At 70.8% G+C, this 21455-nt stretch carries 15 protein-coding genes and 1 pseudogene; 9 read left to right on the forward strand and 7 right to left on the reverse strand.

Features of this window, described 5'->3' with window-relative positions; translation table 11 throughout:
* Positions 1-19: 19 nt before the first annotated feature.
* Positions 20-1612 carry an APC family permease gene (locus P3G67_RS31450; protein WP_276096574.1) on the reverse strand — a complete coding sequence of 531 codons (1593 nt, stop codon included), beginning with the start codon at positions 1610-1612 and terminating at the stop codon, positions 20-22.
* 280 nt (positions 1613-1892) lie between these two features.
* On the opposite strand from P3G67_RS31450, the gene P3G67_RS31455 reads away from it, so the two are divergent.
* Positions 1893-2777: a polysaccharide lyase gene (locus P3G67_RS31455; protein WP_276096539.1), complete on the forward strand. Its 885-nt coding sequence runs from the start codon at positions 1893-1895 to the stop codon at positions 2775-2777.
* Positions 2778-2814: 37 nt separating this feature from the next.
* Here P3G67_RS31455 and P3G67_RS31460 read toward each other — a convergent pair whose 3' ends face one another.
* Positions 2815-3411 carry a TetR/AcrR family transcriptional regulator gene (locus P3G67_RS31460; protein ID WP_276096540.1) on the reverse strand — a complete coding sequence of 199 codons (597 nt, stop codon included), beginning with the start codon at positions 3409-3411 and terminating at the stop codon, positions 2815-2817.
* Between the two features lie 114 nt (positions 3412-3525).
* Here P3G67_RS31460 and P3G67_RS31465 point away from each other — a divergent pair, with 114 nt between their 5' ends.
* From P3G67_RS31465 to P3G67_RS31480, 4 genes and pseudogenes are all read left to right on the forward strand, one after another.
* On the forward strand, positions 3526-4716 hold the full coding sequence (locus P3G67_RS31465; protein WP_276096541.1) for a cytochrome P450: 1191 nt from the start codon (positions 3526-3528) through the stop codon (positions 4714-4716).
* Positions 4717-4722: 6 nt separating this feature from the next.
* Positions 4723-4938: a ferredoxin gene (locus P3G67_RS31470; protein ID WP_269854654.1), complete on the forward strand. Its 216-nt coding sequence runs from the start codon at positions 4723-4725 to the stop codon at positions 4936-4938.
* Between the two features lie 42 nt (positions 4939-4980).
* Positions 4981-6516: an ATP-dependent DNA ligase gene (locus P3G67_RS31475; protein WP_276096542.1), complete on the forward strand. Its 1536-nt coding sequence runs from the start codon at positions 4981-4983 to the stop codon at positions 6514-6516.
* Between the two features lie 96 nt (positions 6517-6612).
* Positions 6613-7071: pseudogene (locus P3G67_RS31480) on the forward strand (HAD hydrolase-like protein); the annotation flags it as partial.
* Positions 7072-7114: 43 nt separating this feature from the next.
* Here P3G67_RS31480 and P3G67_RS31485 read toward each other — a convergent pair.
* Positions 7115-8158 (reverse strand): methyltransferase, encoded by a 1044-nt coding sequence (locus tag P3G67_RS31485; RefSeq protein ID WP_276096543.1) that lies wholly within the window; start codon positions 8156-8158, stop codon positions 7115-7117.
* Between the two features lie 309 nt (positions 8159-8467).
* Here P3G67_RS31485 and P3G67_RS31490 point away from each other — a divergent pair, with 309 nt between their 5' ends.
* Entirely contained in the window at positions 8468-10555 is a 2088-nt protein-coding gene (locus P3G67_RS31490; protein WP_276096544.1) for a SpoIIE family protein phosphatase, read from the forward strand.
* Positions 10556-10557: 2 nt separating this feature from the next.
* Here P3G67_RS31490 and P3G67_RS31495 read toward each other — a convergent pair whose 3' ends face one another.
* Both P3G67_RS31495 and P3G67_RS31500 read right to left on the reverse strand, forming a co-directional pair.
* On the reverse strand, positions 10558-11523 hold the full coding sequence (locus P3G67_RS31495) for an alpha/beta hydrolase (protein WP_276096545.1): 966 nt from the start codon (positions 11521-11523) through the stop codon (positions 10558-10560).
* Complete coding sequence (locus tag P3G67_RS31500) at positions 11520-13271, reverse strand: glycoside hydrolase family 3 protein (RefSeq protein ID WP_276096546.1); 1752 nt, start codon at positions 13269-13271, stop codon at positions 11520-11522. The genes P3G67_RS31495 and P3G67_RS31500 overlap by 4 nt, the downstream gene beginning before the upstream one ends.
* 151 nt (positions 13272-13422) lie before the next feature.
* On the opposite strand from P3G67_RS31500, the gene P3G67_RS31505 reads away from it, so the two are divergent.
* The 3 genes from P3G67_RS31505 (at position 13423) to P3G67_RS31515 (ending at position 17691) form a co-directional block, all read left to right on the forward strand.
* Entirely contained in the window at positions 13423-14664 is a 1242-nt protein-coding gene (locus tag P3G67_RS31505) for an exo-beta-N-acetylmuramidase NamZ family protein (RefSeq protein ID WP_276096547.1), read from the forward strand.
* A gap of 33 nt (positions 14665-14697) precedes the next feature.
* A complete protein-coding gene (locus P3G67_RS31510) occupies positions 14698-16479 on the forward strand; it encodes a serine hydrolase (RefSeq protein WP_276096548.1) in 1782 nt (593 codons plus the stop codon).
* Between the two features lie 123 nt (positions 16480-16602).
* Positions 16603-17691, forward strand: coding sequence for a glycoside hydrolase family 6 protein (locus P3G67_RS31515; RefSeq protein ID WP_391858389.1), 1089 nt, complete (start codon positions 16603-16605; stop codon positions 17689-17691).
* Here P3G67_RS31515 and P3G67_RS31520 read toward each other — a convergent pair.
* Together P3G67_RS31520 and P3G67_RS31525 are read right to left on the reverse strand one after the other, a co-directional pair.
* The gene (locus P3G67_RS31520) at positions 17639-19570 is read right to left on the reverse strand and encodes a galactose oxidase early set domain-containing protein (protein WP_276096550.1); all 1932 of its coding nucleotides are present in this window, start codon (positions 19568-19570) and stop codon (positions 17639-17641) included. The two genes, P3G67_RS31515 and P3G67_RS31520, sit on opposite strands and share 53 nt — an antisense overlap.
* 31 nt (positions 19571-19601) lie before the next feature.
* A complete protein-coding gene (locus tag P3G67_RS31525) occupies positions 19602-21416 on the reverse strand; it encodes a glycosyltransferase family 2 protein (protein WP_276096551.1) in 1815 nt (604 codons plus the stop codon).
* Positions 21417-21455 lie beyond the last annotated feature (39 nt).

Consider the following 21455-nt stretch of genomic DNA (forward strand, 5'->3'; position numbering starts at 1 on the left):
CTGGCGCTGCCGCGCCCGGCTAGGCCGAAGGCGGGGCCGAGGCCCCCGGCGCGGTTGGCCGCGACAGATGCCGGGCGCCGGAACGGACAGCCCAGTAGAAGATCGCCAGCGACACCGCCGCGACGGTGAAGGAGTCGTAAGGTGCGGGAAGCCGTCCCGAGCCCTTGAAGGTACCGAGCCAGGACAGCAGCGTCAGCACCGACAGATACACCACCAGCCAGGCCCCGACGCGCAGTTCGTCCCGCAGCGCCGCTCCGTAGCCGCCCCGCCACATGGCCAGGAACACCAGCAGCCCGGCGAGCACGAGCGGCAGCGCCAGCCGCAGATCGTGCCAGCCCGACCAGTAGACGAACTCGCTGGACACCACGAAGCTCACCGGCGCGATCCAGCGCACGCCGGGCACCCAGTGCGGTGTCTGGCTGGTCGTCTGGGTTCGGAACGCGGCGACGGCCACCGCGGAGGCCGCGTAGACCAGCAGGTACATGTCGCCCATCACGGCGACGATGTTCTGCCATCCGCCGAACGGCAGCAGGAACACCATGATCACGGCAAGGTTCAGTGCCAGTGCCCGGTGCGGAACACCATGGCGCGGGTTGACCTGCATGAAGAAACGCGGCAGCAGCCCGTTCTTGGCCAGCGCGTAGGTGTGCCGCGCGTCGATCGCCACACCGACGTAGGCCGAACCGCCGGGCGACAGCACAGCGTCGGCGTACAGCAGGCTGGACAGCCACTGGAGATTGAGGATCAAGGCCAACTGGCCGAAGGGCGATTCGAAGTCCACACCGCGCCAGCCGTGACCGAGGAGGTTGTCCGGTACGGAGAACAGGAACGCCAACTGGAGCCCGAGGTACATCAGCAGGGCCAGGCCGATCCCGGTGAGCACAGAAGCGGGAACACTGCGCCGGGGGTTGCGCGCCTCGCCGGAGAAGTCCAGGGGCGCCTGGAAACCGTTGACCGAGTACACGATGCCGCCGCTGGCCAGCGCGCTCAGGCAGGCCGCGTACCCATAGGGCGCGAAGCCGCCATGACCGGTGAGCCGACCGGAATGCCAACCGGAGGCGAACAGCGCGGCCATGGTGACGATCGGGACGAGGATCTTGAATATCGACACGAGGTTGTTCAGCCGCGCGAACATCCGTACCGCGAACCAGTTCAGCGCGGTGAGCACCACACTCAGTGCGATCGCCAGCCCCAAACCCGGCAGAGTCAACCGGTGCCCGTGGTAGATGCCCGGCAGGTAGTGCGCCGCGTACTGCATGATCGCGCTGATCTCCGCCGCGGTGCCGCCCACCGACAGCAGCGCCGACCAGCCGATCAGCGTGCCCACCAGCCGTCCGCTGGCGTACAGCGGCCAGCGCACGGTGCCGCCGCCCTCGGGCCGTGACGCGCCGAGCTCGACCATCACCAGTGCCACCAGGGCGCACAGCGCACCCGCGGCCAGCCAGGACAGCAGCGAGGCCGGACCGGCCGTCTGCGCCGCGTACATGGCGGCGAACAGCCAGCCGGAGCCGACGATGTTGGAGAAGCCGATCGAGGTCAGACCCCAGAACCCGAGATCGCGGCGCAACCGGTGCTCCTGCGCGGCCACGGTTGACGCATCGGCCTCGCCCATCAAGTGTTCCGACACGGAACGGTCTCCTCCGTCGTTGTTCGCGGGTGGTCAAGACTGCCATGGGTGCGGTGCCCCGCCGGGGACCGTCCACGATGAGGACGGCGTTCACGAACCTGATCGGTGGTCAGCTTGGTGGTATCCGGATCCGCCGCTTCCCTGGACATCGCCTCACGGGCGGGCTAACTTCTCCTCTGCCCGTTACGCATACATGACAACCGTTCGGCTATCTGAACGGTCGGCATGGCAGGCACATCGCCGCACCCACCTCCCAAGGAGCGAGATGTCCCGTAACTCCCGTCGGCAGGATCCCAGGAAGCGCCGGACGGCTCTCGTCGCGACGGCGATCGCGACGCTCGCCGCCACGGTCACAGCGGGATCGATGACCGCCGCACCCGCCCGGGCCGCGTCCGGACCCTGGACCGGTCAGTTCACCGGCTACAACTCCTCTGCGTGGCAGCGTTCCTGGGGTTACGCCTCCCAGGGCTCATGGGGCCGGTCCGACCTCAAGGAGGTCTCCGACGCCTCCGCCCCCGGTGACGGCTCGGCGCTAAGGGTGACGTACGGCGCCGGATCGTCCGCCAACTCCTGCTCGGACTGCGCCAATCCGGGCGGCGGCCAGTTCTACACCCAGTTGAGCAAGCTCGGCCGGTCCGATCTGGCGAAGTCCAGCACCCTGGACCTGAAGTACGCGGTGAGGTTCCCCTCCGGCTTCGACTTCGGCAAGGGCGGAAAGCTGCCGGGGCTGTACGGCGGGAAGATCGGCCAGGAGTCCGGTGGCAACCACGGCGACGGCTGGTCCACGCGGTACATGTTCCGCGCCAAGTCCGCGCCCAACGAGGGCGAGGTCTACCTCTACACCCCGACCAACTCCGGGCCGACCGGATACGGCGTCGACCTCGGTCTCGGCGCGTGGAAGTGGGCGGCCGACGGCTCCTGGCACACCGTGGAGCAGCTGGTGAACCGTTCCACCGGCGACATCACCGTCTGGTACGACGGGCGGCGGGTGCTCGGCGCAACGGGTGCCGCCTCGGGTATCTCCGGCATCACGTTCGGCGGTGTGTTCTTCTCCACGTTCTTCGGCGGTCATGACACCAGTTGGGGGCCGAAGAAGACCGAGAGCGCCGAGTTCGCCGACTTCTCCCTCGCCACCTCCGCGCAGCACTGACCGCCTGGCGCGGGGCAGCCCGGCCCGCCCGGGACGGTCACGGCGCGGGTGGCGGTACGGGCGCGGCCAGCCCCTCCAGCAGGGTGCGGGCCGCGCCCAGTACCAGTTCGCAGATCTCGTCCGGGTCGGCGCTGGCCAGCGGTTCCTTGCCGACCACCACCCGCATCAGCCCGATGCCGAGCAGCCAGGACAGCACCAGATCGGCCCGCAGGTCGCTGTCCTCCCGGTCGCTGAGGCCGGCCAGCACCCGGGCGTACTCGTCCCCCAACAGCCTTCCGGTGGCGGCCACTTCGTCGCTGCCGCCGGTGGACCGCAGGAACGCCTCCAGCGAGCGGTCGCCCAGCCGCCCGTCATCGGCCAGCAGCATTCCGCGCAGCGCGGCCTCCAGCAGGCTCTCCGGCGCCGTGGCCTTCAGCTGCTCGCGGCCGTTGCGTTCCAGTACCTCGCCGAACAGGGCCTTCTTCGAGCCGAAGTAGCGGAACAGCAGCGCCTGGTTGACGCCCGCGCGGGCCGCGATGTCCCGTACGGTGGCGCGCTCGAAGCCCCGCTCGGCGAAGAGCGCCGCCGCCGCGTCCAGCAGCGCCTGGCGGGTGGCCTGGGCGTCGCGCGGCCGCTTCGGCTGGATCTCGACCATCTGTGCATCCCTCCCCGGAAGTCCGTCAGGATAGCGGCCCGTCCGGGCCGTTGACTGCCGCCATCGGCGGATCTACGCTCTATGTAAGCACGTGCTTACACTTGGAGGTCCAAGGTGACCACAGCCGACATCGAGCCCCTGACGTACCCCTTCAACGAATCGATCGGCCTCGGGCTCTCCGAGACCTACGAGAAGGCCCGCGCGAGCGACGGCCTGCTGCGCGTACGCATGGCCTACGGCGAACCCGCCTGGCTGGTCACGCGGTACGCGGACGCCCGGCTGGTGCTGGGCGACCGGCGGTTCAGCCGAGCCGAGGCCGTCCACCACGACCCGCCCCGGCAGGGCGAGGCCCGGCAGCATTCCGGCATCCTCAGCATGGATCCGCCGGACCACACCCGGCTGCGCACCCTGGTGGCCAAGGCGTTCACCGTCCACCAGGTGGAGAAACTGAGGCCCGCCGTAAAGGAGTTGGCCGAGGGGTTACTGGACGGGCTGGAGGCGGCGGGACCGCCTGCGGACCTGGTGGAGGACTACGCGCTGCCGATACCGGTCGCCGTCATCTGCCGTATGCTCGGGGTGCCCACCGAGGACCGGCCGCAGTTCCGGGTGTGGAGCGACGCCGCGCTGTCCACCAGTTCGCTGACGGCCGAGGAGTTCGAGGTCCAACGCGAGGAACTGCGCGCCTACATGCGGCAGTTGGTGGAACGCCATCGCGCTGAACCGCAGGACGACCTGATGACCGCGCTGATCGAGGCGCGGGACGTGGACGACCGGCTCTCCGAGCTGGAACTGGTCGATCTGTGCGTGGGACTGCTGGTCGCCGGTCATGAGACAACGGCCACGCAGATCCCCAACTTCGTCTGCACTCTGCTGGATCACCCCGACGAACTCGCCCGGCTGCGGGCCGACATCGACCTGATCCCCACCGCCGTCGAGGAACTGATGCGGTTCGTACCGCTGGGCAGCGGCGCGGGCTTCCCCCGCTACGCGACGGAGGACATCGAGATCGGCGGCACCCTGGTGCGAGCGGGAGAGCCGGTGCTGGTGGCCGTGGGCGCGGCCAACCGTGACGCGCTGCGGTTCAGCGAGCCGGGCAAGTTGGACGTCGCCCGCCAGAGCAACCAGCACCTCGGGTTCGGGCACGGAGTGCACCACTGTCTGGGCGCACCCCTGGCCCGCCTGGAGCTGCAGGAGGCGCTACGGGCCCTGATCACCCGCTTCCCGGGACTGCGTCTGGTGGGCGACATCGAGTGGAAGACGCAGATGCTGGTCCGGGGACCACGGAGCATGCCGGTGGGATGGTGATATGCGATGACCTGGCACATCGAGATAGACAAGCACCAGTGCATGGCCTCCGGGATGTGCGCGGGCATAGCGCCCGAACTGTTCGAGCTGGACGACGACCACGCTCACCCGCTGCGGCCCGACGGGCCGCCGGACGAGCGCGCGCTGGACGCCGCCGACTCCTGCCCGGCGATGGCCATCACCGTGACCGAGGGGGAGGAGGTCATCGGACCGCGGCCCTGACCCGGAACTGCGCTTCGGCGCGGTCCGAGTGACCATGGATCCATGCTGCTGTCTGATGTCGCCCGGACCTCGCAGGAGGTGGCTCAGGCCGCCGCGCGCTCCCGCAAGGTGGAACTGCTGGCCCGGCTGTTCCGTATGACGGAGCCCGCACAGGCCCCGATCGTGATCACTTATCTGGCCGGGCGGCTGCCGCAGCGCCGTATCGGGGTGGGCTGGAGCACGCTGGCCGAGCGGGTACCGGCGGCGGCAGAGCCCCGGTTGGACGTGGCCGAGGTCGATGCCGCGCTCGGCCGGATCGCGGCCATCACCGGCAAGGGCGCACAGGGCGAGCGGCGACGGCAGGTACGGGAGCTGATGTCCGCGGCCACCGAAGAGGAACAGCGCTTCCTGCTCGCCCTGATCGGCGGTGAGCTGCGCCAGGGCGCCCTCGATGCCCTGGCCGTCGAAGGCCTCGCCGCGGCGGCCGATGTGCCGGCACCGGAGGTGCGCCGGGCGGTGATGCTGGGCGGAACGCTGGGCGCGGTCGCCGAGGCGCTGCTGGCCCGCGGCCCCGGCGCACTGGCCGACTTCCAACTGGAGGTCGGCCGCCCAGTGTTGCCGATGCTGGCGCACACCGCCAAGAGCGTGGAGGAGGCACTGGACAGGCTGGGCCCCTGCGCGATCGAGGAGAAGCTGGACGGCATCCGCGTCCAGGTGCACCGCGCGGGCGAGACCGTACGGATCTACACCCGCACCCTCGATGAGATCACCTCACGGCTGCCCGAAGTGGTGAGCGCCGCCCGACAACTCCCCGCCGATCGGCTGGTGTTGGACGGGGAGGTGATCGCGTTGGGCGCGGACGGGCGGCCCAAGCCGTTCCAGGAGACCGCGGGGCGGGTCGGTTCCCGACTGGATGTCGCGGGCGCGCAGGCCGCGCTGCCGCTGTCGCCGGTCTTCTTCGACCTGCTGTCCGTGGACGGCCGCGATCTGCTGGCGTTGCCCACCACCCAGCGCCATGCCGAACTGGCCCGGGTGGTTCCGGAGCCGCTGCGGGTCCGTCGCCTGGTCGCCGACGACCCCGGTGACCCGGAAACGCGGGAAGCGGCAAAGGACTTCACCGCGGCGACACTGGCCCGCGGCCACGAGGGCGTACTGGTCAAGGCGTTGGACGCGCCGTACAGCGCGGGTCGGCGCGGTGCCTCCTGGCTGAAGGTCAAACCCGTACACACCCTCGACCTGGTGGTGCTGGCCGCCGAGTGGGGACATGGGCGGCGCACCGGAAAGCTGTCCAACCTGCACCTGGGCGCCCGGCGGCCGGACGGCGGCTTCGCCATGCTGGGCAAGACCTTCAAGGGGATGACCGACGTCATGCTCGACTGGCAGACGGACCGGCTGCGGGAGTTGGCGGTGCGCACCGAACCCTGGGGTGTGGTGGTGCGGCCCGAACTGGTGGTGGAGATCGCCTTCGACGGCGTGCAGCGCTCCACCCGCTACCCGGAAGGGGTGACCCTGCGGTTCGCCCGCGTACTGCGCTACCGCGAGGACAAGCCGCCCGAGGAGGCGGACACCGTGGAGACGGTGCTCGGATTCCGGGCCTGAGGGCTACCGGCCCGGGGCCCGAGTCCCTGGGCCTTCGGCGGCGGGTGTGGCGGCTTGGCGGCCTGTGGCGGGACCCTGGTCCCGGACACCGATGAGACGCCCCCTGACGTGGTGGTGGTCGGCGGTGCGGGCCCCGAGTTCGACTACCGGGCGCTGAACCGGGCGTTCGGCCACCTGCAGCACGGCGCCCGGCTGGTGGCGATGCACCGCAACCTGTACTGGCGCACCGCCGAGGGGCTCAGCCTGGACACCGGCGCCTTCCTGCTGGGCCTGGAACAGGCGGCCGGGGTCGAGGCGGAGATCGTCGGGAAGCCCGCCGAGGCGTTCTTCGGCACCGCGCTGGCACATCTGGGCGTCGCACCGCGGCAGGCCCTTGTGGTCGGCGACGACATCGAGTCCGATGTGCTGGCGGCCCAACGCCACGGCATCACAGGGGTGTTGGTCAAGACCGGCAAGTACCTGCCGCGCACCCACCAGAACGCCTCCGGGACCCCTGATCATGTGCTGGACTCCATCGCCGACCTGCCCGACCTGCTGGGGCTGCCCGATCGCTGAGGGCGGTACGGCAGGCGCATGCCGTACCGCCCTCAGCCGCAGGTCACTTGATGCCGATCACCATCGAGTCCGGGCCGGCGAGGTGCTCCACCCGGCTCTCACGGAATCCGGCCTCCGCCAGCCACCCCCGGCACTCGGCGCCGGTGTAGTCGAATCCGCCCCTGGTCTCCACCAGCATGTTCAGGCTCATCAGCAGCCCGAAGTCGTTCTCCCGGCGCTCGTCGTCGATCAGCGACTCGAAGACGACGACCGCGCCCGCTTCGGGTAGCGCCGCGTACGCCTTCTCCAGCAGCATCCGCTTGGTGGGCAGGTCCCAGTCGTGCAGGATGTGCCCGAACACCAGCACATCGGCGGTGGGCAGCGGATCGGTGAAGAAGTCACCAGCCCTGAACGACAGCCGGTCGGTGAGGCCAGCCGCGGTCACGTACTCCTCGAAGTGCCGCCGCATCGGCGGAAGGTCGAACCCGGTGCCGGACAGCTGGGCGTGCCGCCGTAGCACCCCGGTGAGCAGCGCGCCCTCGGAACAGCCGATGTCGGCCACCGTACGGTACCTCGACCAGGGGAAGCGCTCGGCGATCCTCGCTATGGGGCCGGACGACAGCCCGGTCATGGCGCGTGAGAAGGTCTTGCTCTGGTGGTCGTCGGCGTAGGCGCCGTCGAAGAAGTCGCTCTGCTTGGCCTCCTCGCACTGCGGCTCCCCGGTGCGCAGCGCCTCGGTCAGCCGCGCCCAGGACGAGTACAGCTGCCCAGCGGCCAATTCCAGCATCCCGCCGACATAGCCCGGCGCCGAGCGCACCAAGTAGCGTGCCGTGTCCGGGGTGTTGGCGTACCGGCCGGTCCCCTCCCGGTCCAGGAGGCCGAGCGCCACCAGGGTGTCGAAGAAGTCCCGTGCGCCACGCGGATGTACACCTGTGCGGGCGCGTAACTCCTCGTAGTCCAGCGGTCCTTCGGCGAGCGCGCCGAAGACGTCCAACTCCACCGCGCTCAACAGCGCCTTGGCGTCCCAGAATCCCAGCCCCACCCGCAGGATCCGCTCCGGTGACCCGGAATCCCGGCGACTGTCCTGGTCCGTTACCTGGTTAACCATCAGTTCGATCCCCTCTCGGACGCGCCCTGCGCCACGCCCGCTGGCGCGACAGGAGTGATTCTGGTGGACGCTACTGACTCCCGCCAGACCGCCTCTCGGTTGCGAGCCGGTCAACGGAATTGAATTTCCGGCATGCGGGATGCTTGTGGGCGCAATGTGGCAGTGGGTGCCCATGCTCACGAGATCACCGCAGTCCAGGGGCTGCGGCTCGGGGCGAAGCGGAGAGAGGATGGAGCGAAGTCTGACGCAGCGCACCGGGGCGCGCGCCGGGCCATGGCCGTCCTCGACGGGCGAAAGGGGTGACCGGGAATGAGTGCGACAGACGCGTTCCCGGCTGGCCTGGGCGGCCCCGAGAGCGCGGACGCCGCCGCCCCACCGGGCGGGCTGCTCGACGTGCTGAGCGTCGCCGCGGTGGTGCTGGACGCCACCGGGCGGATCACCCTGTGGAGCCCCCAGGCCGAGGAACTGTTCGGCTACAGCGCAGAGGAGGCGCTGGGCCGGTACGCGGCTCAGCTGCTGGTGGACGAGCGGAACCGGGAGCAGATCCTCAAGCTGTTCGCCGAGGTCATGGCGGTCGGCCAGAACTGGGCCGGGGTGTTCCCCATCCGGCACAAGGACGGCAGCACCCGCCTGGTCGAGTTCCGCAACATGCGGCTGCAGGACGCCCACCACGGCTTCTACGCCCTGGGGATCGCCACCGACCAGGCGACCCTGCGCCGGTTGGAGACCGAGCTGTCGCTGTCCATGCGGCTGGTCAGTCAGTCGCCGATCGGCCTCGGCATACTCGACACCGACCTGCGGTACGTGACCGTCAACCCCGCCCTGGAGCGGATCAACGGCATCCCCGCCGACCAGCACATCGGCCGCCACGTCCGCGAGGCGCTGCCCTTCCTCGACGTCGACACGATCGAGTCCTCGATGCTCGCGGTGCTGGAGAGCGGCGTGCCGCTGCTCGACCAGTTCGCCACCGGCCGCACCCCCTCCGACCCGGACGAACACGCCTGGTCGGTGTCGTACTACCGGCTGGAGGACCCGGCCGGAAGGGTGCTGGGCCTGGCCACCTCGGTGGTGGACATCACCGAACGGCACCGCGCGGCCATCGCGGCCGCCCAGGCACGCGAACGGCTCACCCTCATCGCCGACGCCACCGTACGCATCGGCACCACGCTCGACCTCGACCAGACCGCCCGCGAGCTGGCCGACGTCTGCGTCCCCGAGCTGGCCGACGTGGCCGCGGTCGACGTGCTGGACTCGATCACCGACGACCGGCGCGGCAACTCGGGCTTCGAGCGCGACCGCCTGGTCTTCCGCGCCCTCGCCGTGGCGGCGGCCTACCACACCGAGGCCACCCGGGCCGCGGACCCCACCGGCGAGGTCGCCGCGTACGACCCGGACCGCTTGGTCACCGAGTGCGTGCGCACCGGTCGTCCGGTCCTCGTGCCCCGGGTGCGGCCGGAGGACCTGCCCCGCATCGCCCGGGATCGGACCGCCGCCGAACTGCTGGCCCGCTGCGGACTGCACTCCTACCTCGCGGTGCCGCTGATCGCCCGGGGCGCGGTCGTCGGCGCGCTGGACCTCAAACGCGCCCGCAACCCGGTGCCGTTCACCGAGGACGACGCCGTGCTCGCCTGCGAGTTGGCCGCCCGCGCCGCGGTGTGCATCGACAACGCCCGCTGGTACCAGACGCAACGCCGGGCCGCCCTGACCCTGCAACGGGACCTGCTGCCGCCGCCCCCGCCGCGCCGCCCCGGACTCGACGTGGCCTACCGCTACCAGCCCGCCGCGGGCACCAGCGAGGTCGGCGGCGACTGGTTCGACGTCATACCGCTCAGCGGCGACCGCACCGCACTCGTCGTCGGCGACGTCATGGGCAGCGGCATCAACGCCGCGGCCACCATGGGCCAGATGCGCACCGCCACCCGCGCCCTCGCCGGACTGGGCCTCGACCCCGCCGACCTCTTCGGCCACCTCGACCACATAGCCGACGGCCTGGGCCGCTCCACCACCTGCGTCTACGTCGTCCACGACCCGCAGCGGGCGCAGTGCAGGATCTCCAACGCGGGCCATCTGCCGCCGGTGTTGATGCGCCCCGGCCAGCCCCCGCAACTGCTGGACCTGCCCACCGGCGCCCCGCTCGGGGTAGGCGGTGTGCCCTTCGAGACCACCGTGCTGGACCTGGCCCCCGGGGACCAACTGGTGCTGTACACGGACGGGTTGGTGGAGACCCGGGACACCTCCATCGACACCCGGCTCGGAGCCCTGCTCGACGTTCTCTCCGGGCCGCCCCGGCCGTTGGAGACCACCTGCGACGTGCTGCTACGGGTGCTGCGCCACCCCGAGGACCACGACGACGTGGCGCTGCTGATCGCCCGCTCAACGGGCACCGCCGAGGACTGACCTCAGCTCCGCACGCCCATCGCGCCGAGCAACAGCGGTAGTGAGCGGTGCAGTTCACGTTGCCAGTAGGGCCAACTGTGCGTGCCGTGGCCGTAGAAGTCGGTGACCAGGCGGTGGTCGCCGAGCGCGTGCAGCCGGTCGGCCACATGGCGGCCCTCGGCCAGGAAGAGGGTCTCGTACGGGCTGGTCACGCCCGGCGGATCGAACGGCCCCGCGGTGCCGTCCCCGCAGGACAGGAAGACCGGCAGCCGTCGCAGCACCCCGGCCAGCGCGTACGGATCGTGCTCGGCCCAGATCTGCCGGTCGGCCACCGGATCGCCCCACAGCGCGTACGGGTCGGCGCCCTGGCCGCGCACGATGGCCAGCACGTTGGCCGGGCCGCCGTGCGGATAGAGCGGATCGGCGACCCCGCTGTAGGAGGCGGCGGCGCGGAACATGCCCGGGTGCCGGGCCGCGTAGGACAGCGCGCCGAAGCCGCCCATCGACAGCCCGGCGACCGCCCGGTCGGGTCCGGCGCCGTAGGAGCGCTCCAGCAGCTGCCGCAGCTCGGTGAGGTGGAAGGTCTCCCAGCGCGGCGTGCCGCCGGTTCCTTGGTTCCACCAGTCGCTGTAGAAGCCGGTCGTGCCCGCCTCCGGCATCACCACCAGTACCCGGCGCAGCGCCGGGATGCTGGCCACATCGGTCTTCGCGGTCCAGCCGGTGTAGTCGTCGCAGCATCCGTGCAGCAGCCACAGCGTGGGCCAGCTGCGGTGCGGCCGGGGCGTCCAGCCGTCGGGGGTGAGCAGCCGGACCTTGGCGGTGCGGCCGAGCGCGGGGGAGGAGACGGTCAGATCGAGTTGCCGGGCGGCGATCCGCCGCTCGGCAACCACCCGGGCCGCTCCACCGACCTGGGCCTGGGCGGGCACGGCGGACAGCGCGAGTGCGGCGATGACGCCCAGCAGGGGCAGTACGCGAACGAGTCGTCTCACCGCTGGTATCCGATCCCCGAGCCGAAGGCGAACAGCGTTCCGCCGCCCGTCACCTGACGCACCGAAACCGGCAGCTTACCGGTCGGCGCGGTGCCGAGCAGGGTGTTCGCCAACGCGGTGACGGAGACCGGCTGGTAGTCGTAGGCGGCCAGATATGTTGTGGCGGTGGGGAAGTAGGCGATGTCGTACGGGCCGCCGACCGAGGCGACCACGATCGGCCGCCCGGTGGCCAGGAGTTGCCGCACCAGGCTCTGCTGGGCGGAATCGCTCCAGGCGTTGTAGCTGGTCACCACGGTGACGTCATGGGCCCTGGCCGCGGCCACAGCGGTGTCGATGGCGTGCTGGTCCGGTGAGCCGGTCCACAGACGGTCGGTGGCCAGCCCCTGGGCGGCCAGGGCGTTCGCCAGGTTCAGCGTCGTGGCGGTCCCCCATCCGGTGACCAGGACCCGCGTCCCGGAGTGCGCTGTCAGCGGCAGCACGCGGCGGGTGTCGCGCAGCAGGGTGATGGAACGGCGGGCGATCCCGGCCATCACACCCGGGGCGTCGAACGGGTTGCGGGGCGCGGCCGGGTAGCGGTGCTGGAGCAGGCCCAGTTGGGCCTTCATCCGCAGGATGCGGTGCACCGACTGGTCGATGCGCGCGGTGCTGATCATGCCGGTGCGCACGGCGTTCAGCACCGCGTGCACCGCGCCCGGCAGGTCGGGTGGCATCAGCAGTTCGTCGTCGCCCGCGCTGATGGCGTCCAGCACCACCTGGTCCGGGGCGATCCCGGCCAGCGCGGCGGCGCTGAGCGCATCGGTGATCACCACTCCGTCGTAGTGCAGCGTGCCGCGCAGCAGGCCGGTGACGATGGGCCGGGAGAGGCTGGCGGGCAGTCCGGACGGGTCGAGGGAGGGCGCCACGATGTGCGCCGCCATGATGGACGGCACGCCCGCCGCGATGGCCGCCCGGAACGGCGGTACGTCCCTGGCCATGATCTGGGCCCGGGTCTCATGGGTGACCGCCACACCGTTGTCGGTGTTGACCGTGGTGTCGCCGAGTCCCGGGAAGTGCTTGGCCTGCGCGCCCACGCCGCTCGCCGCGTAGCCGCGTACCGCGGCGGCCGCGAAGCGGGCGGTCCACCCGGTGCGGTCGCCGAACGCCCTTGGTCCGTCAGCGCTGTTGAGCGGGTTGGTGTTGACGTCCACCACGGGCGCGTCGTCCGTGTTGATGCCCAGCGCCCGCAGTTGCGCGCCGCTGACCGAGGCGGCGCGGTAGGCGGCGGCCGGGTCGAAGGTGGCGCCTATGGCCATGTTGCCCGGCGACACGGCGAGCGGTGCGCCGATCCGGTTGACGGTGCCGCCCTCCTGGTCGGTGCTGATCTGCAGCGGGACGCCGCCGGGGGCGGCGGTCGCGGCGTGCTGTAGTCCGGCGGACAGCGCGGTGATCTGCCGGGGGTCGTTGAGGTTGTCGCTCCAGGAGAAGTAGATGACGCCGCCGAGGTGGTACCTGGACAGCAGTTGCGCGCCGTTGCCCACGTCGGCGCCGTACAGCCGGTGGTTGGCCGCTACGTCCACGGGGTCGGTGGTGGTGGCGGTGGCGCCGTACACCTCGGAGACGAACAGCTGGCTGACCTTCTCCGGTAGCGTCATCCGCGTCATCAGCATGTTGACCTGGTGGTCCGTGGCGGTGGCGAGTGGCGCGGCGGCGGTGCCGACGGTGACCGCGGCGGCCGTCAGCAGAACGGTCGTGACCGCACCAGCACGCATCAGCGCCTCCCGGCGACGAAGTGACGGACCGTGCGCGGCATTGCACCGCGTCGCTGACGCGGTGTCAATATCCTGCGCCGGCAGGCGGATCCCGGCCGCGCGCTCATTGACCGGGACCCGTCACATGCGTACGTTCCCAGGCATGTCACCGATGAGCAGACGCGGGTTCGTCGCCGCGACCGCGCTCGGTGTCGGCACCGTCGGCGCCGCTGCCCCGGCGCACGGCCGGGAGCCGGTACTGACCGGTGCGGACGTACTGGCGGCACAGGGCTGGCGGGCGCTCGCCGGACGCCGGACGGGCGTGCTCACCAACCCCACCGGTGTACTGCGCGACCTCACCCACATCGTGGACGCCATGACCGCCGCGAACGCCCGACCGGTCGCCGCGTTCGGCCCGGAACACGGCTTCCGCGGCACCTCCCAGGCCGGTGGCTCCGAGGGCGACTACACCGATCCGCGCACCGGCATCCCGGTCTACGACGCCTACGGCGCGAGCGCGGAGCAACTGGCCGCGATGTACCGCAAGGCGGGCGTGGACACCGTGGTGTTCGACATCGCCGGCGTCGGCGCCCGTTTCTACACCTACACCTGGACGATGTACGTGGCGATGGTGGCGGCGGTGCGCACCGGCGCCGCGTTCGTCGTGCTGGACCGCCCCAACCCCAACGGCGGCCAGGCATACGGCCCGCAGCTCGACCCGCGATTCGCGACCGGTGTCGGACTCAAACCCGTCGTGCAGCAGCCGGGCATGACCGCTGGTGAACTGGCCAGGATGTTCGACGCGATCTTCGTGCCCGGTGACACCGGCGGCCGACGGCTGAGCAGTCTGGACGTCGTACCGGTGCGCGGCTACCGGCGCGACATGCTGTTCACAGACACCGGTCTGCCCTGGGTGCCGCCCAGCCCCAACATGCCCACCGGCGACACCGCGCTGCTCTACCCCGGAACCTGCCTGTTCGAGGGCACCCTGCTCTCCGAAGGCCGAGGCACCACCCGGCCGTTCGAGATGATCGGCGCGCCCGGCATCGACTGGCACTGGGCGGAGACGCTGAACGCGATGGGCCTGCCGGGCGTGCGGTTCCGGGAGAACTACACGGTTCCCACCTTCGACAAGTTCGCGGGCACCACCTGTGGCGGTGTCCAGGTGCATCTCACCGACCGCCGCGGGGTGGACCCCATCACCACCGCGGCGGCCATGATCGTGACCGCCCGCCGGCTGTACCGCTCGGTCTTCGGCTGGCGGCCCGACCACTGGATCGACGACCTGACCGGCTCCAGCAGGCTGCGCACCATGGTCGACGCGGGCGCCCCGGCCGACGAGGTGGTCGGCGCCTGGCACACCGAACTCGAAGTGTTCCGCGAGCGCCGCGAACCGTTCCTGCTGTACCGCTAGCCCGCGCGCACACCGAACGAGGGGAGAACCGCGATGTTCGCCCGCCGAGCCGCCCTCGCGGCCGTGGCACTGGCCGCCACCGTGGGGCTGGTCGCCGCTACCGCGCCCGCCGGCGCCGTAGCGACTCATCCGGCCCGGCCCCCCGCCAACGGCCGCTTCGACCAGCCGCACCGGGACTTCGCGCCACCGTGGACCGTACTGCGCGGCGGTACCCCCGAGCAGGCCGGGCTCGACCCGGCCCCGATCCGCACCGCACTCGCCGAAGAGGACGCCTGGACCAGGCCCGACCCGGCCACCGGCCACCCGATGTTCTCCGGCCAGGTCACGCTGCTGGCCCACGACGGAGTCGTGGTGGCCGACCACGCCAGCGGCTACGCGCTGCGCTACGCGGACCGCCAGGGCGATCCGCTCCCCGCGGCCCGGCAGATCCCCATGCGCACCGACACCATCTTCGACCTGGCGTCCCTTTCGAAGCTGTTCACCTCCATCGTGGCGGTGCAGCAACTCCAGGCCGGGCGGCTCCAGCTGAGCGCCACCGTCGCCAGCTACCTGCCGGAGTTCGCCAGCCACGGCAAGGGCTCGATCACCATCGAGGAACTGCTCACCCACACCTCCGGCCTGCCATCGGACCCCAGCCCGCCGCTGTGGCAGTACCCCGACATGCCCTCCCGGGTCAGGGCCATCCTGGACACCACCCCGCAGAACCCGCCGGGCAGCACGTACCTGTACTCCGACCTGAACATGCTCACCCTGCAACAGGTGCTGCAACACATCACCGGCGAACCGCTGGACACCCTGGTGCGAGACGGCATCACCGGGCCGCTGGGCATGCGCGACACCATGTACAACCCGCCCGCCCCGCTCCGGACGCGGATCGCCGCCGAGGAGTACGAGGACGGCCCTGGCGAGCCGCAACGCGGGCTGGTGTGGGGGCAGGTGCACGACGAGAACGCGTGGGCGCTGGGGGGTGTCGCCGGACACGCCGGTGTGTTCTCCACCGTCGCAGACGTGGCGGTGCTCGCCCAGACCGTCCTCAACGGCGGTACGTACCGCGGGCATCGGATCCTGAGCCAGTACTGGGTGCGACAGATGCTGACCGACTTCAACAGCCGGTTCCCCGGCGACGGGCACGGTCTGGGCTTCGAACTCGAACAGCGCTGGTACATGGGCCGGTTGGACAGCCCCGCCACCGCGGGGCACACCGGCTTCACCGGCACGACCATCGTCATCGACCCCGAATCCCGCTCCATCGCGCTGCAGTTCAGCAACCGCGTGCACCCCACCCGTGACTGGGGCTCCACCAACCCGGCCCGCCGCGCCGCCGCCGACGGCCTGGCCGACGCGATGGCGATACGCGCACCGCACGGCGTACCGTCCTGGTACTCCGGCATCGGCGACGCCGGCACCGCGACGCTCACCGTCTCCGTCACCCCGCGCGGCGGTCCGCTGGCCATCCGCTACGACACCTTCGTGGACACCGAACCCGGCAGCGACTTCGTCCACCTGGAGTCCAGCACCGACGGCGGCGCCACCTGGCAGCCGGTCCCGGTCACCGTCACCGGCCCGGGCGCACCGCCCGGAACGCAACTGGCACTGTCCGGCGGCACCCGTTCCTGGTGGCGGGCATCCGCCCAACTCCCGGCGCACCAAGGCGCGGTGCTGCTGCGCTGGCGCTACACCACGGATCCGGCCTACACCGGCCGGGGGGTGAACGTCTCCGGTGTGCGGATTCACGACGGCCGCGGGCTGCTGTTCAACGGCGACCAGGACCCGGGCGCGTTCACCCCCGACGCGTGGACGCTGAGCAGCCGCTGAGGATGCGACTCGCCCGATGTGCCGAATAATGTCCGACTGATCGCCATATGTGAGTCTAGGAGGGATATCGGTGGTATCAGGCTGCCGCCATTGAGGAACGAAGAGGGTGAGTGACTGGTGCGTCTGTCGGCTCGCTATACGACGTCCGCCTGTATCGCCGCCGCACTGCTCGGGGTCCAGGGGCTGCTCATGCCCTGGTCCATCGCCGCCGGCGGACCGCTGACCGTACCGCTCGACGATTCCGGGGCCACCGCCGGTTCGCCCTTCTGGGTGGATCCGCGCAATCGCGCCGACGAGCAGGCCGCGGTGTGGCAGGAGCGGGGCCGGGAGGACGACGCGGACCTGCTGCGGCGGATCGCCGACCAGCCGACGGCGACCTGGCTCGGCGAGGGCGATCCGACCGAACGCGTCCGGCGGGTCACCATGGAGGCCCAACTGTCCCGCCGCGTACCGGTGTTGGTCGCCTACAACATCCCCCACCGCGACTGCGGACAGTACTCCGCCGGTGGGGCCGCGGACGGTGCCGCCTACCGCGCGTGGATCGACCGGCTGGCCGACGGGATCGAGAACCGCAGGGCCTGGGTGGTACTGGAGCCCGACGCGGTGGCCCAACTGGTCACCTGCCCCGCCAACCAGGGCGATCGCGAACGGCTCGACCTGCTGGCGTACGGCGTGCGGACGCTCAAGTCGCTGCCCAACACGGCCGTGTACCTGGACGCCGGAAACGCGGGCTGGATCCGCGATCCGCGGCAACTGGTGGACGCGTTGCGCAAGGCCGACATCAAGGAGGCCAACGGGTTCGCCCTCAACGTCTCCAACTTCCAGACCACGCAGGCCAGTGAGGAGTACGGGCATCGGCTGTCCGCACTGCTGGGCGGTACCCACTTCGTCATCGACACCAGCCGCAACGGCGGCGGTCCGCTGGTCCGCGCCCAGCAGGCGGCGGAGCAGGAAGGCGCGCAGTCCTGGTGCAACCCGCCGGACCGGGCGCTGGGCCGCCCTCCGACCACGGCGACCGGCGACCGCCAGGTCGACGCCTATCTGTGGGTCAAGCGCCCCGGCGAGTCCGACGGCGCCTGCCGGGGCGGCCCGCCCGCGGGTCAGTGGTGGCCGGACTACGCCCTCCAACTGGCCCGCAGGTCAGGCAACTGGCCGTCGGTCACCGAACGTGAACCCAGCGGGCCTGCGAAGGAGTCCCGCGCCGGTCGGTGAGGAACAGCATGTACCAACCGGACGGCACCAGCGACGGATCCCGCGGCACGGTGACGGTCACCGAACGGTCGTGCCGCACCAGGTCCAGGGCGATCGAGCGCTGTTCCACATCGGTGACGTGGGTGACCGCGCTCGGCCGCATCAGCCGCGCCGCGCGCACCCCGCCGGCCGACCCGCTGCGGAAGGTCACCGACTGTCCGCGCTCCACTTCCACCGGGCCGGAGCCCAACTCCGGCCTGGTCCGGCCGTAGAGGTACGGCGGGCTGTAGACCTCGATGCGCTGCTCGAAGGGGGCGTCCTCGGTGTTGGCCTTGTCCGCGAACAGCGGGTTGGAGCCGAAGACGGCGATCCGCCCGTCCGGCAGCAGCAGCGCCTCGGAGTGGTAGTCCCGCCCGACGGTCGGCGCGGCGGCCGGACGGAACGTGCCCTGGGCCGGGTCGTAGAACTGCGCCCTGAGCACGTCGCTGGCCTCCTTGCCCCGGTAGTCCAGCGATCCACCCGAGGTGAACACGGAGTCGTCCGGGGTGAGCACCGCGTTGAGGTAGCGGGTGCCCTGCGGCAGGTCGGGGCCGTCCTCGTAGCGCGGACGTTCCTGACCGAGGTCCACGACAGCGGTGCGCCCGGTCGACCGGTGCGACTCGCCCACCCCGCCGCCGCCGAGGATCATCACCGACTGCCGCTGCGCCGGCGGCAGCAGTACGGACGCGGAGGTCTCGGTCTGGTCGGGGTCGTGCAGACCCGGCACCGGGGTGAAGGTGTTGGCGCGCGGATCCCACACGCCGGGGGTGCGGCCCTGGTCGGCCGGACCGTAACCGGCGTTGGAACCGGAGTAGAACAGCTTGCCGCCCTTGGTGAGGAACAGCGCCGGATAGGTGGGGAAGTAGCGCGTCGGCCCCGGCGACCACCTGCGCGTCGCAGGGTCGAAGATCTCGTTCTTGCCGGGGATGATCTGGCCCATGTCGTCCAGGCCGGAGACCGCCATCACCCTGTTGTCCGCCAGTGTGACCAGCGTCGGGTACCAGCGGGCCTCTGACATGGACGTGACCTGGACGTAGCGCTCGGACTCCGGGTCGAAGAGGTAGGACTCCCGCAGTCCCTGGAAGTCCTTCTTGTCCAGGCCGAGTTTGGTCGCCAGGCCGTAGTGGTTGCGCGCGTCGTCGCCCTTGAGGCCGACGATCCGGTACTGGTCGGCGGTGTTGGAGATACCCGCCTCACCATCGCGCACCGACTCGACGTAGACCCGCGCCTCGCTGGCGGTGACGGTGACCTTCTTCTTCGGGCCGAAACCGGTCACCGTCTTCGTGGCGGCCGGTACGGTGATGGGAAGTTGGGAGGCGTACTCCTTGCCGGTCGAGCCGCGGAAGACCGTGCCCTTGGGGAACGTCATCGGGCGGTCCGGGCTCTCGTTCTTGATCACCATCGCGCCGCCGGCCCGCTTGACGTCGCCCTGGAGCTTCTCGTAGCGGGCGGTGCCGCCCGCCACCAGGAGTTGCCCGTCGGGGAGTTGGGCGTGGCCGCCGCAGAACATGTCCTTCGGAGTCGGGATCTCCTTGAAGGTGTTGTTCACCGGGTCCCACAGCACGCTCTGGAACGTGCCGGCTCTGAAGTTCTTCTCGTTGTTGCCCGATCCGGCGATCAGCAGCACCTTGCCGGTGTGCAGCAGTGCGGCGTGGATCGAGTTGATCCGGTACTGCTTGGGCACATCGACCAGGTCCCAGTGGCCGTACATCGCCTTGTAGCCGGGCTGGTTGATCTTGTACTGGTGGTAGGAGTGCTCGGCGAAGCCCAGAGCGGCCGGGCCGTTCATCGCGGCGAGGACGACGAACGCCGCCACACCGATCGCGGTCTTGCGGGTCTGCGGGCTGGGGCGGTACCTCACAGGATCTGTCCTTTGACTGGTGCGTTGGGGTCTAGCTGGTGTGCTGTGCGACGGGGCGGGGTGCCTTCCGGCGCGGCGCCTCCGACCGCTTCCTGGCGACCGTGGTCCGCCACACCAGCACCGGTGCGAGGGCGGTCAGCAGGGCGAGCACGGCCCAGGTGCGCATCGCCACATGGGTGTGGCCGAGGAAGAACGAGGCGATCAGCGAGCCGCCGAAGACCCCCGCCCAGCCGAGATGGGTGGAGAAGGTGGCGAGCCGGTCGGGGCTGGCCGAGTCGCCCTTGGCGGTGACCACGAAACCCGCCTTGCGCCGCAGCAGTGCGCCGACCAGCGATCTGGCGTACAGCGGCGCCGACAGCGCGGACATCACCATGCCGGCCGCGCCGGAGGAGCCCTCCGGCTCGTGCGGGCTGACGTTGTGCCGACGGTTCCACAGGTACAGCCCGATCTGCAGGGCCGCGGCGTCGCTGTAGAGCATCATCCAGATCTGCGACTCGATGTGCACCCCGGAGGCGCCCAGCACCAGGAACAGCACGCAGGAGACGCCGCCGAGCAGCCAGTTGAGCGCCGACATCGGATAGAAGGTCACCAGCAGCGAGTAGTTGAGCAGTCGGCCGGGGGAGAGGGTGCAGTGCGTCTTCCAGAACTGCCGCAGCAGCGTCTCGTAGGTGCCCCGGCTCCAGCGCAGTTGCTGGTTGAAGAAGTCGGTCCAGGACGACGGCCCCTCACCCACCGCGAGGACGTCCGGGGTGTAGACCGAGCACCAGCGGTTGCCGGTGCGCGGATTGCGCCTGCGGTGGATCTCCAGACCGGTGGCCATGTCCTCGGTGATGGAGTCGTACAGCCCGCCGATCTGCCGTAGCGCGCTGATGCGTACGCAGTTGTTGGTGCCCACGAACATCGGTGCGCGGTAGGCGTTTCCCGCGCGCTGGATAAGCGCGTGGAACAGGAACTGCTGGCTCTCCGACGCCTTGGTCACCGCCGTGTCGCAGTTGCCGTACACCTGCGGGCCGACGACGAACGCCACGTCGGGGTCCCGGAAGTAGCCCAGCATCCGCTCCAGGAACTCCGGCAGTGGAACGTGGTCGGTGTCCACGCACGCCATGAACTCGTAGTCGCGGCCGTGCTCGCTCAGCCAGGAGTTGTAGTTGCCGTGCTTGGTCTTGGCCCGGAACGGCCCGCTGGGCCGGTTCCACTTCTCCACGCCCTTGCGGGAGAAGTGCCGCACTCCCAACTCCTCGCACATCTGCCGTACTTCGGGGGCGTTTCCCTCGTCCAGCAGCCAGATGTCGAGCGGACCGTCATGGCGCAGCCGCACCGCTCCCTGCAAGGTGGCGCGCACCATCTCCAGCGGTTCCTTGCCGGGTACGAAGCTGGTGAGGAAGGCCACCCGGGTGCCCGGCTCGGGCCGGACGGGGATCGGGTCGCGGGCGACCAGCGTGGCGTGTGCGTTGGAGACCACGTTGATCACGCGGAAGCTCTCGATCAGCCCGATGGAGACCAGCATCACCGCATCCGCCGCGGACTCCCATGCGGGCACGTAGTGCCGGTGCACCCAGTGCTCCGGCAGCATCAGCCAGACCAGCAGCAGCAACGAGACCACTGGCGCCGCGCCCAGCAGCAGGGCGCTGCGGATCCGGTGCCCTTCGGCGGCGATCAGGCTGCGGTAGCGCACCTGGTACGTGCCGTCGGTGCCGGGTTCGGGTTCGGTGAGGGGGCCGGCGAGTTGGCTGAAGCGTTCGTAGTCGTACTTGTCGGAGTGCCGTGCTCCGCGTCTGCTGGCGGTCCGCGTGCTGGGCTCGCCGCTCGGCGAGCGAGGACCCGGCGCGATGGCCGGGACCGGCAAGCGGGTGTTCGTAGCCGTACGATCGGTCGTCTGCCGGTC

Source organism: Streptomyces silvisoli (assembly GCF_029269905.1).
Lineage (GTDB): Bacteria > Actinomycetota > Actinomycetes > Streptomycetales > Streptomycetaceae > Streptantibioticus_A > Streptantibioticus_A silvisoli_A.